Annotated in this window: 8 protein-coding genes; 6 read left to right on the forward strand and 2 right to left on the reverse strand. The window is 42.5% G+C overall.

Annotation, left to right across the window (positions count from 1 at the left end; all coding sequences use genetic code 11):
• The first annotated feature begins 188 nt into the window (after window positions 1-188).
• Complete coding sequence (locus tag KOLE_RS11245) at window positions 189-5,153, forward strand: PQQ-binding-like beta-propeller repeat protein (protein ID WP_015869001.1); 4,965 nt, start codon at window positions 189-191, stop codon at window positions 5,151-5,153.
• Window positions 5,154-5,273: 120 nt separating this feature from the next.
• Window positions 5,274-6,611, forward strand: a complete 1,338-nt coding sequence (locus KOLE_RS08435) for an MATE family efflux transporter (protein ID WP_015869002.1) — start codon at window positions 5,274-5,276, stop codon at window positions 6,609-6,611.
• Between the two features lie 55 nt (window positions 6,612-6,666).
• Here KOLE_RS08435 and KOLE_RS08440 read toward each other — a convergent pair whose 3' ends face one another.
• Complete coding sequence (locus tag KOLE_RS08440) at window positions 6,667-7,767, reverse strand: KamA family radical SAM protein (RefSeq protein ID WP_015869003.1); 1,101 nt, start codon at window positions 7,765-7,767, stop codon at window positions 6,667-6,669.
• A 293-nt stretch (window positions 7,768-8,060) separates the two neighbouring features.
• Entirely contained in the window at window positions 8,061-9,245 is a 1,185-nt protein-coding gene (locus tag KOLE_RS08445) for an ISNCY-like element ISKol11 family transposase (RefSeq protein ID WP_015868496.1), read from the reverse strand.
• 367 nt (window positions 9,246-9,612) lie between these two features.
• On the opposite strand from KOLE_RS08445, the gene KOLE_RS08450 reads away from it, so the two are divergent.
• The 4 genes from KOLE_RS08450 (at window position 9,613) to KOLE_RS08465 (ending at window position 12,588) form a co-directional block, all read left to right on the forward strand.
• Window positions 9,613-10,389, forward strand: coding sequence for a transporter substrate-binding domain-containing protein (locus KOLE_RS08450; protein ID WP_148208024.1), 777 nt, complete (start codon window positions 9,613-9,615; stop codon window positions 10,387-10,389).
• A 15-nt stretch (window positions 10,390-10,404) separates the two neighbouring features.
• Window positions 10,405-11,139, forward strand: coding sequence for an amino acid ABC transporter permease (locus KOLE_RS08455; RefSeq protein WP_015869005.1), 735 nt, complete (start codon window positions 10,405-10,407; stop codon window positions 11,137-11,139).
• The gene (locus tag KOLE_RS08460) at window positions 11,136-11,876 is read left to right on the forward strand and encodes an amino acid ABC transporter ATP-binding protein (RefSeq protein ID WP_015869006.1); all 741 of its coding nucleotides are present in this window, start codon (window positions 11,136-11,138) and stop codon (window positions 11,874-11,876) included. The genes KOLE_RS08455 and KOLE_RS08460 overlap by 4 nt, the downstream gene beginning before the upstream one ends.
• A gap of 82 nt (window positions 11,877-11,958) precedes the next feature.
• Window positions 11,959-12,588: a SatD family protein gene (locus tag KOLE_RS08465; RefSeq protein ID WP_015869007.1), complete on the forward strand. Its 630-nt coding sequence runs from the start codon at window positions 11,959-11,961 to the stop codon at window positions 12,586-12,588.
• Window positions 12,589-12,683: the final 95 nt, after the last annotated feature.

The raw sequence follows: 12,683 nt of genomic DNA on the forward strand, positions 1-12,683 counted from the left end.
ACGATCCCTGAGTTTGGGAATGTGGTGATTAACCAATCTTAAAGGATGTTAACCGATGTAGCGAGTTGTTTGCTATAATTGACTTTTATTGCTGTTTTTTGCTATATTTGAATGGGGGATTTCTAAATGTCCCCGGGTTTTCTTATTAAATGTGAGAAATTATTGTCAACATAGAGGGGGTGCACGGAATGAAAAGGTTTTTGGTCGTCTTATTGGCTATTCTTTTGTTGACCCTCACAGGCTTTGGAATTGAGCTAAAGATCAACACAGTTACCGCAAAGCCTTTTATCACGGGGCCAGGTGGAAGGGTATTGTTACGTTGTGATGCTAAAGGTTCAAGATTGCTTGCCTACGAATGGATTGTCATGGATGGGAAGATACTGAAAGATTATGGAAATGGCGTTGCAATCTGGCAAGCTCCAGAAAAAGATGGTGCGTATAAGATACGTGTCATCGTTGATAATGGTATTGAGAAAGTTGAGGGAGAGGTTGTTGTAAAAGTTGACAGTACCTCAGAGAATCGACCACCATTTCAGCCTGATGTTATTTTTCCAAAAGACGGTGTAGAGGAAATACCACTAGATGCGTTGTTATTCTGGGGAGCAGATGACCCGGATGGAGATGTTCTTTTCTACAATATCTATCTGTCAACTGCTACACCTCTTACTGAACCGATTGAAATCGGTTATTTCACACCGGATTACCCAAATACGTTTGCACCTGAACTTGAAAGTAACAAATGGTACTACTGGAAGATTGTAGCTGACGATGGCAGAGGGATGCAATCGGAAAGCCCCGTTTGGTCCTTCAGAACCTTTGATTTCCCACCTGAGTTAGATCTTCCAGAGCAGGTTGTAACAGAAGGAGAACTGCTTTCTGTAAATCTTGAAGAGCATGCCAGCGATCCTGACAGCGCTGACTTGAGTTTTGCATTGATTTCGGGACCTGGAACGGTTGAGAATAGCAGCTACAGTTACACGCCGGATTTCGATGTTGTCGAATCAGGACCGGACGCCTCCAGAACCTTCCTGGTTAAAATAGGGGTAACCGACGATTACGGCAAGAAAGCCTCTTCTGAATTCGTGCTTACAGTTCTTAATAAAAATCGTGTACCTTTTGCTCCATTCAACTGTTTTCCGGCAGACGGAGCAACTGAATTGCCAACTGATACGGTGCTAAGCTGGGCCAGCAAAGATCTCGACGGTGATGAACTTTTTGCTGATCTGTACCTTGGGGAATCCCCAGACGATCTTCAGCTTGTAGATTCGGGAATTCAGGGAACAGTTGAAAATGTGGACGAAACGGGTGCAAAAGACTATGCTTTCGAGATTCAACCGATTTTGAAACCTCACACAAGGTACTTCTGGAAGGTTGATGTTTACGATTATGCTGATTCTACGAGTAGCGAGATTATGAGCTTTGAGACCCTTAATCATCTACCTGAGCTCAGTGTACCGGATCAGGAAGCTACGGAAACTGAAACCGTGGTAGTTAAACTGGGTGAGTACGCCCATGATCCTGACGGAGATTCTTTGAGCTTTAAACTCGTTTCTGGAGTTGGCGCTCTCATTGAAAAGGAAGACGGTGTGTATTACGAATACAAAACAGATTATTATGCTTCAGGAACGTATATTGTTGAAATTGAAGTTTCTGATGGTATAGATTCGGTGTTAGATCAATTTACAGTTACTGTATACGATCTCAACCAGGCACCAATGGTTGACCTTGTTTCTCCTGTTGATGGGGCAACCAATCAGGGGCTTGAGCTGACTCTGAGATGGATTGGTAAAGATCTTGATGGAGATAAGATCGTATACGATGTTTACTATGGTATCGATGGTTTACCAGATGTAGCGGTCATAGAAGGTATTGAGGATACGAGTGTTACGGTTACGCTCGAACCTCACTCGAAGTATGTGTGGAAAGTTGTTGCCCATGATGTCAGACCTGATTCACTTACCGGCGAAAGTCAGACATGGAGTTTCACTACCCTGAACAATCCACCTGATTTGCTGGATGCTGAGTTTGACATCAAAGAGAATGAAACTCTTGAGATTGACTTCAGGGATTACACCACAGAAATTGATGGCGATCCTCTTGCGTACGAGTTGCTTTCAGGCAACGGTACTCTCACGCCTGAAGGTCTCTATAGCTGGACACCTTCCTTTGAAGCATCCGGGACTCATTTCATAAAGGTTAGTGTTACTGATGGAATCGATGGTGCCGTTAAGGTTTACAGAATAACCGTGTACGATGTCAATAGAATGCCAACCGTTGAACTGGTTGCTCCTGAAAACGGGGCCGTTTTCGACGCTGCAGAACAGCCTGAAGTGAAACTTACATGGAATGCTTCTGATCCCGACGGTGATAAACTGCTCTTCAACCTTTACATAACTGATCTGATAACTGGCGAGACCCTGTCTTTCGACGCTCTTGAGCACTTAGAGAAGAGCTTTGCTCTCAAACCACACACAAATTACCAGTGGAAGGTTAAAGTCTGGGATGACAGACCGGATTCATTGAGCAGCGAAACCGATGTGTGGAGCTTTGGAACAATCAACCACAAACCTGAGATAGCAATCCCGGACGTGAGTATAAACGAAGGAGCCACTCTGACAGTAAATCTACTTGATTACGCTAGCGATGTTGACGGTGACGTTCTCGGCTTTGAAGTTGTCGAAGGCCCCGGTGAAATCATTGATGGTAGTTATGTTTACACACCAGACTACGATACAGCTGGCGAGCATTTAGTTAAGGTTAGCGTAACTGACAGTATAGATGAAGTTGCTACTGAGTTCACAATCACTGTCGTGAACGTTCCTCAGAAACCCATCTTGATTGAACCGGAAAACGGAACAATAAATGTGACACCGTTTGTAACGCTCAAATGGACACATTCCGAATACGACTACGAAGGAATTCTGTACGATGTTTACTTCGGTGAAACGGCTGATAGCCTGGAAAAGATTGCTGAAAACACGGCGGATACTGAATTAAAACTTCCAAGGTTAGAATACGGTAAAACCTACTACTGGAAAGTTGTAGCGAAAGATAATGGATTTGAAGCCGAAAGTGATGTATGGTCATTTACGCCAACTATCTTTATCGACGTTCTCTGGAAACATCTGCAGGACGGATTGATTTATTCATCTGCTGCCTGTCTTGAAAATAGCCCAATTTACAACATTGTGGATGGAAAACTCTATGCTTACAATCCAGAAAACGGCGAGGTAGTCTGGAAATTTGAAACTGGTGCTCAAGTAGAACAATCAACGCCATCTATTGACGATTATGGCACCATTTACTTTGGTACCACAAATGGTGTTCTCTACGCCGTAAATCCAGATGGTACGGAAAAATGGTCAGTCAAGCTCAACGGTAAGATAAACGCCAGCCCTGCTATATCTGGTGATAGGACCATTTACATTGGTACAGCTAGTGGATACTTCTACGCTGTTTCTCCTGCGGGAACTATCCTGTGGGAACTCAAAATAGGTTCGAAGATTGTTTCCAGCCCGGCTGTTGGAAATGATGGAACGGTTTACTTTGGTGCTGCAGATAAGAAGCTTTATGCTGTCGATTATGCTGGAAACATTGAATGGAGCTTCGAAACCGGTGATTGGGTCGAATCAAGTCCTGCGATTGCCGAAAATGGAGACATTATTTTCGGTTCCGATGATGGAATCCTCTACAGAGTTGATAGAAATGGAAATCTCGTGTGGACATTTGAAACAGCCAATCCAATAAGAGGCGGAGCAGTTATAGGACCTGATGGAACGGTTTACGTAGGATCTTATGACTGGAAGCTCTATGCTATCAATCCTGATGGTACCGAACGCTGGAGCTTCGAGACCAATGGACCCGTTCACTCCGTTCCGACGTTGACAAAAGATGGAAACATTATCTTTGGTTCCATGGATGGAGGCCTTTACTCTCTGAAATCCGATGGAAGCATTAAATGGAGGCTTATAACAGATGGCTGGATCTGGGCAAGCCCGCTGGTAACTGATGATGGAACAGTGTACATTGGATCCCACGATAGATATATGTACGCACTTAGCGATGATAATGGTGGCATCGCTAACGGCCAGTGGCCAACATTTGCACTCAATAGTGCCAGAACTGGAAATCTCCAGCCTGTAGTAATACCTCGTGAAGTTCTTGACATTTTGAGCGATTCCCTCTATATAGTGAAACTTAAAGAGTTTGCTGACTTCAACGTTGAAACACTAGTAAACAATGGAGCTGTAAAAACCGAAAGTGGTTATGTAGTTTGGGAAAGCGCAGTGAAAGAAAAGCTAGAAGCTCTGACTGATATTGATGGAAATATTCCAATTGTCGATCTCGGAGAAGCAAGTATAAAGTATGTTGTTGATGAAAACGGTAATCTCTATGCCGGACCAGTCGCCGATACAGCCAAACAACTGGCTCTGCTCGCAATTCCAGCAAACCTCAACTACAAGGACTTTGAAGGGAATTACTTGAGTACTGAAGTGGTTTCCGAGCCGAAAGACGCCGCTCTTGAAACCTCTATTAAGACAACGCTGCTTATGGCTTTGATCAGCGAGGAATACAAAGAGCTTCTTGCAAATGGGGTTGTAACGGGTGGTCCGGAAAATTACTACGAATTCTACAATGAGCCTGTAATCTTCTATAACGCCACGGGTACCGACATCACGATAACCAGGGCATGGCTCATCCACATATGGAAACATGAAAAGGTCAGTGAGGAATACCTGAAGTACGCCGATGAGTGGAACAAGAAATGGTCACCAATCGTTCCAGATGCCAGTACAGGTATCGAATTTAGTAAGACACTAAAACTGACCTTTGAAGGTGTAGAAACAGATTCCGTTTTTGTCGAAACCTACAATGAAAACTTTGCTTCTCCTAAGATCCTGCTCAAGGAGAACGAAACGATTCTCGAAATCTCCGGTATCGGGAACACGAAGAGCACGGTCCTGCTTGACGATGAGTTCCCAACCACGGTCGAGATGAAGTCGATCAGTAACTGGCTCGTGACGAGGCATGTAATATCCATTGCAACACTTGGTGGAATTGTCGAGGCTTCTGCCAGTGAAATACCGGCTGACGGTTACGATCAGAATCCACAACCTGAACAGGTGGTGTTCACACCGGGTACCAACAGATAAGTTAAGTAAGTGCGATTGAGTTTCCCCGGGGCTATTTAAGCTCCGGGCTTTTTTTGAGTATGGTGCGGAAAAATCATGTATAATTGCTTCTGATTGCTAACTTTTTGGGGGTAAGTATCAGTGCAGAGAGTTTATATATTGAATGAGCAGATGACACCGGCATTGTTTAAACTTGCGTGGCCTACCATCCTTTCTATGCTGTTCCAGACGCTGTACAACGTCATAGATGCTTTCTGGCTGGGAAAGTTGGGAAAGATAGCCATTTCAGCTCCAACGATAGCGTGGCCTGCCATATTTCTTTTGATTTCTCTTGGGAGTGGTCTCGGGGTTGCCGGACTTGCGATGGTATCCCAGTATGTTGGGGCGGGGGATTTCAAGAAAGCGTCAAAAGCTGCAGGACAGATCATATTGATAAGTACAATATTTGCGACAGTTATTGGGATTATTGGTGGAATATTCAGTGGTGGTATTTTGAAGCTCATGAGGATTCCACCGGAGATGTTTGACAGCACCAGGATCTATATGCAAACCATATTCTTTGGTGCCCCATTAACCTTTGGAACTTTTGCTATTGCGTCCCTGTTTTCCGGTTGGGGTGATACAGTTACCCCAATGATATTAACGGGTCTGTCGGTTCTTTTCAACGCCGTGCTAGACCCTCTGATGATTTTCGGTATCGGTTTTCCTCGGTTTGAAGTATTTGGAGCTGCACTGGCAACAGTTATATCCCGTGGAGTGGTTGTCATTTTCGCGCTGTACATACTTTTTAGTGGTAGACGGGGAATAAAACTGACGTTTCACGATATGGTGCCAGATGTTTATATGATCAAGAAAATATTTTCAATTGGGTTTCCATCATCGTTGGGGCAATCAGTTACCGCTTTTGCCTTTTTAATAATAATGGCAATAATATCCAGATTTGGGCCTGTTGCCACTGCTGCAGTGGGTGTTGGTAATAGGGTTACTTCTATTGCGACAATGTTTTCTTTCGGCCTTGCACAGGCAACATCAGCTATGGTTGGTCAGTACCTCGGGGCAGAAAGAAATGACGATGCTTACAGGGTTGTATGGAAATCTGCGGGAATAAATATGGTTATTGTGGGTGCTATGTGTACTGGAACTTTTTTCTTTGGCAAAGAAGTAACCGCGTTCTTTATAAATGAACCGGATGTACTGGTTGAGGGATTCCGGTATTTTCGGATCGTGTCTCTTTCAATTCCATTTTATGCCACTTTCAATATATTCGATGCTGCTTTGAGGGGTTCCGGTTATACGGTCGCTTCTATGATTTTGAATATCGTCAGGCTTTGGGGTATACGCCTACCTCTAATATACTTATTTGGGTTGTCAATGGGAACTCTTGGAATCTGGTATGCAATGCTGATCAGTAACATTTCTATCGCAATTGCAGCTGCTTTTGTTATAAGTTCTAAAAAATGGCTTAAAAAGGTGATATAGAGAACAAAAGCCGTGGATACGCCACAGCTTTTGTTCTGTTTTTTTTGAGGGTGAATTAGACAGTGATCAGAGAAAGAGTCTCTTCGTAATCATCAAGCCAGTATGCTTCAGGATTTCTTTTCAGTATCAGGAATTTGTTGTAGTTTTCGGGTTTAGCCGCCCTATGGTATTTCATATAAATATGTTCGTCATCAAGACCAACAACTTCAATTTTTCCTGTCATATGGGACATTGCAAAACGTGCTCTTTTAGCTAATCCTGAAACCATTGCGGTCGCTTTTCTGAAGATCTCGTACCCTTCTTCGATCGGAACAGAGTAAGCTTTGTTACCTTTTGTCGGTCGGCATTGGAAAACATAATAAGGTGGAACCCCTATAAAGGAAAGTTTTCTGAACAGTTCAGCGAGTGTTTCTGGACTATCATTAATTCCGCGGATCAACGGAGTCTGGTTTGCCAGTTCTGTGCCTGCTTCTTTAAGGAGATTGATTGCTTCGATGGCAACATCCGTTATCTCTCTTGGGTGGTTGAATTGAGTCATTATGTAAATACGTTTTTTGGGAGTACTGTATTTTTTGAGTAGTTCTATGAGCTTTGGATCGTCGATAATCCTATAAGGGTTGAAAGCGACCATCTTTGTTCCAATTCTAATAATCTGAACGTGATCAATTTTTCGCAACCTGCTTATTATGTTTTCCAATTTACTTGTTGAAAGCATCAACGGATCTCCACCAGAGAGCAAAACATTCGTAATCTCTTTGTGTTTTTTTATGTATTCCAATCCGGGTTCAACATCAATCATGATTTCCCGATTTCCAGCAAGAAAAACCCTCTTTCTAAAACAGAAACGGCAAATGCCGCCGCAAACACGTGAAACGAGCATCAGAGCAGTATCTTTGTATTTATGTTCCAGCCCGGGTGCAACCGTATACTTGTGCTCGTTGGAAGCGTCGAGTTCTCCCCATTCGATGAGTTCATCCATCGATGGAATGATTATCCTTTTGATGGGATCGTTGGGATCGTCCCATTTGATTAAATTCAAGTAGTATTCGTTAGTCCTGAATACAAATTTTTCCGTAACCTTTTTTAGCTTTTCTTTTTCAGTTTTATCGAGTTGAGAAATCTGGTCAATTCTGGTGAGATATTTTGGATTACCCACGATAACAGCACCTCCCTGAATTTTTGAAAGTACAAAAAACTTACCCGGCATGTAAACGAGCCAGAATTGGATGAACGGTTTTTGAGCGTATTACGAAAGTAAAACCATTGACATTTATGAAAGGGGTTTAAGAAGCTCTCCTCTATTATACCATATTGGAATCATCTCTTGTTCTCAATTAATGCTGGTCACAAGGATTTCAATTTTTGTAAAAGGCTTTAGAAACAGAAAAGTTACCGTAATGCCTCAAAAATAAATCTACTTGAAATAGATTGGATGCCTCAAAATAGAATCTACTTGAAATTGAGAGGGACATAGTTGAGGATCCCTCCTTTCGATTTGTCAATCTGGATGCTCAGTAATTGCTCTTGCAAATGTGTTATTATACTCTTGAGTTTGTAAATGTCTAGGGCTTCGTGTTGTCTGCGAAGCCTGTCTTTTTTATCTTGGTCAACCCAGGGAGATCGCATGATCCTTTCGTATGGTGTAGTAGGACGGTCGTATTTCTTGCTTACCTTGTTTCCTTTTCTAATTTTCTCAACGATTTTCTGATTTGGCTGAAAATGATTATTGTACAGATTCAGCGACGCGTACAACTCCTTCAGTATTTGGAATTCTTCCTCTGTATCGTATCTGTAATATCCAACGGCTCTTCTTACAACAGACCAGTTCTTTTGTTCGACATGACAATTATCATTCTTGTTGTAACTCCGGGTTCTGGTGAATAGAAGCCCTTCATCTTCACAATAACGGTATAGGTGTCTGTTAATGAATTCTGATCCGTTATCTGAGTGAATACCTAATAAAGTGAAAGGAAGCGTTTTCCTCAACTGAATTATAGCTTTTAATGTCCAGATTTGCGCTTTGTTTCTTATTGGTGCCACTACACTCCAACCACTTGCTACATCTACCATGTTGAGGCTGTAGCAAAAATCACCACTTACACTCCCGCCATCATGCCCAACGAGATCAATCTCAACAAAGCCTGGTCTTGTATCGTCCCACTCGTAATGTGTTTTTATTCGTATGTGCTTTTTCAGAAGAGTTCCGGGTTTTGTATGAGATCGTCCTTTGAGTTCCATCTTTTTCCTCTCGCTGGTTAACAATCTATCGATAGTGGAAGCACTTATATTAAGAAGCTTCCTCTTTGTTTCTTCAGTCAATGTTAGATGCCCATTACGAACAAGATTATCTATTACTTCGTCCATCACTGCTTCGAGCCTTTTACCACACGGAAAATCCATTATCTCCCATATCTTCACGAGTTTCACGAAGACTTTACGATCATATTTTTTCTTTCGGCCTTTTTTCTTGCTGGGTGAGGTTGTCTTTCGCTTTTTCAAGGCTCCTCGTAGTAAAAACGATGCGTAACTACGATTATACTTGGTAACTCGGGTGAATTCATCTAGAATCTCGGATTTTTCTTTTTTGCGAGCTTTTCTGTACCTTTTTGAATAATCTTCCACCACATTTTTCATATCTAACCTCTTCATCTTCTCGCCTACCTTCTTTGGTATTCGAGAAGATTATCCCTCTTTTTCGAGTAGATTTATTTTTGACGCAACGTTCCCTTTTCGAGTAGATTTTTTTTGAAGCAATTCGGTTACTTGACCTGATAGGGATTCTTCTGGTAATATACAACAAAACTTTTTCATAATCGCAGGGGAGAGAATTTATGGTCAAAGAGATGCCTGTTTGTTTGAAAAAAGAAAATTCAAAGAAGCATGTCAAACGGTGTTGCCCGGGTTTTTCCGTCGGCAGCACAGTTTGAACGTGCTGTAGATAAAGGAGGAACGCCGGGCGAGAAATCGCCCGGCTTTTTTTATATCAGAGGAGGTGTTTGTGGTGAGGAGAACAACTTTCTTGGTAGTCGTTGTAAGTATTCTTTTGGTGAGCTTGACGTTCGGAAGCTTGATCGATGAAATCAAAGAACGAGGTGTGTTGAGAGTAGGTCAGGACGCCGGGTATATGCCCTTGTATGGAACCGACATGTACGGTAACCGTATAGGACTTGAAGTTGACGTTCTCAAGATTATGGCAACACTTCTTGGTGTTAGACTCGAATTCGTGGTTGTGAACTGGGATGGCATTATTCCTGCGTTGCTGTCTGAAAAATTCGACATCATCTGGTCCGGGATGACAATAACAGATGAGCGGGCTAAAAAAGTTGATTTCAGCGAGCCTTACCTTAAGATTGGTCAGGTTCTTGTCTACAACAACAGGAAAATTAGTTCAGTTCCTTCTCTGGAAGAGCTGAATAATCCCTCTGTAAGAATTGCAGTGCAGCTAGGAACTACAGGAGATGAAGCGGCAAGGAGGTTGTTCCCCAGAGCAAAAATTTTAACCTTTGACTCCATGGATGAAGCAGCTTTTCAGGTTGCTTCGGGTAGGGCTGACTTCACGGTCGTGGATTCTATATACGCACAGTACGTGGCGAAAAAATACGATCGTCTGAGTGTAGCTGATGGATTCTTGACCAGTGAAGAACTTGGGGTTGCGATTAGAAAAAATGATCCTGAAACATTAAATTGGATCAACAATTTTATCGAAGGACTTAAATCATCAGGATTCATGGAACTCCTGGAAGAAAAGTGGTTTGTTGAATATGAACCAGAATTGTAAGTATGAGGTGAAAAGATGCTGAAGTTCATGTCCAGAGTGCTTTTAGTGATCACGGTAACTTTGATATTCTTTTCTATTTACGCCTCCCTTTCGAAGGTGTATCCCTTTAATTGGTCGGTGATACTGAAGTATCGCCGACTCTTTTTTGATGGATTGATGACAACACTCCGGTTGAGTGTTACAGCGCTTGGGTTGTCACTCTTGGTGGGTTTTATAATAGCACTTTTTAGAACTTCCAGGATTTTAGTTCTGGAAGAGCTCGGTATGATTTATGTTTGGTTTTTCCGAAATATGCCTCTTCTTGTAATCATTCTCCTGATCTACTACGGAATTGGTTCTGTGGTAGCAATAAACCGTTTTTGGGCGGGAGTGATTTCCCTAGCACTTTTTGAAGGTGCTTATGTAGGTGAAATATTCCGTGCAGGAATAGAAGCCGTCCCTCGTGGCGAAATTGAAGCTGGTGAAGCATTGGGAATGTATAAATATCAGATCATGGGATCGATTATTTTTCCAAGGGCTTTAAGGATTTCCATTCCACCTCTTGTCGGACAGATGGTGAGTCTTGTAAAGGATAGTTCTCTCGTCTCAGTAATTGCACTTGGTGATTTGACTATGAGAGCAAGGCAGGTAGGTACTCAAACACTTGCAAGCCTTGAAGCGTATCTAGTGCTGGCAGGATTTTACTTAGCCATAACCTCCCTTCTTTCCTTGGTCGGGAGGTATTTAGAAAGGAGGTTGGCTATACCATGAATTCTCTTGTTTTAAGTGTCAAGAATATCTCACAGTTCTTTGGTTCTTTTCAGGTATTAAAAAATGTATCAATCGATATACATCAAGGTGATGTTGTAGCTATACTCGGTAAATCAGGAGCAGGTAAAACAACGTTACTTCGGACTATGAATTTGCTTATTGAACCGGAGTCCGGAGATATATTTTTCCGTGGGCAAAAAGTAAGTAGAAAGAAAAAGGTTATTCGTTATGTTCGGTCACGAATAGGTTTTGTTTTTCAGAATTTCAACCTGATAAGCCATCTAACTGCTCTTGATAATGTTGCTCTGGGTCTGGTGAAGGTCAAGGGAATGAAATGGTCTGAAGCCAGAGAGATCGCCGCCAGGAAGCTCTCCGATGTGCACCTTTCGGATAAACTGGGAAGTTATCCATCACAGCTGTCAGGCGGTCAGAAACAAAGAGTGGGAATTGCCCGGGCCCTCGCCATGGAACCTGATCTGATTCTTTTCGACGAACCTACTTCCGCTCTCGACCCTTCTCTTGTAGGAGAGGTAATGGGCGTGATAAAGGAACTTTCTACAAGAGGGATCACCATGGTTGTTGTTACTCATGAAATAGCCTTTGCTAAAGGTATAGCCAACCGCATTGTCTTTATGGAAGATGGTCAGATTGTTATCGATACTTCCCCCAAAGAGTTCTTTGATTCCTCTTCAGAAAAGATTCGCGAGTTTCTCGATGGGATTCTGTGCGGTGTGTGATAGCGGGATAAATCAGACAATATGATAGAATCATTTGTGTATTGGCAGAAGATTTTGAAAATCCCTTTTTGAGGAAGTGATTATGGGTCTTTACATTGTTATCACTGCGGATATTGTGGAATCAAGGAAACAGAAAAAATATATGAAAGAGCTTTCCGGGAAGCTAAAAAAATTAAAGGTGTCATCGGCAATAATGCCGTTTACAGTTTCAAGGGGAGATGAGTTGCAGGCGGTCCTGGGGTCTTTTGATGAACTGCCTGCTGTCGTCCGCCGATTGAGGTATATCGTCAGGCCTCTTGAATTGCGGATCGGGGTTGGAATTGGTGAAATAGATACAACGGGTTTAAACAGGGCGCGTTCTTCGTGGGAACTTAGTGGTGAAGCTTTTTTCAACGCAAGGGCTGCCCTTGAAGAAGCCAAGAGCTTGAAGATCAGTCGAACTTTTGTTAAGAGTGGTATAGAAACCCTGGATACATCGCTGAACACGATATTTTTGCTTCTTGATACAATTGTGGATGACTGGACCGAAAAGCAATGGGAAGCTGTCCATATATACGAACAGCAGGGGACGTATGAAAAAGCCGCTTCACTTCTGGGAGTATCCATTCAGAACGTTCAGCAACGCTGCAAAAGCGCAAAATGGAAAGTTGTGCGTAAAGTTGAACAGAATATAGCTTTCCTTCTCAGCGTTTTTCTAGATAACCGGCGATGATTTCAATGGTTTGGGGTTGAAAAACATAAATTCAATTAAAAATAGTTGAAATCGTACGTATCAACCCGGGCAGGTAGAAGATCGGAGGTTCGATG

The sequence above is a fragment of the Kosmotoga olearia TBF 19.5.1 genome (assembly GCF_000023325.1).
Classification (GTDB): domain Bacteria; phylum Thermotogota; class Thermotogae; order Petrotogales; family Kosmotogaceae; genus Kosmotoga; species Kosmotoga olearia.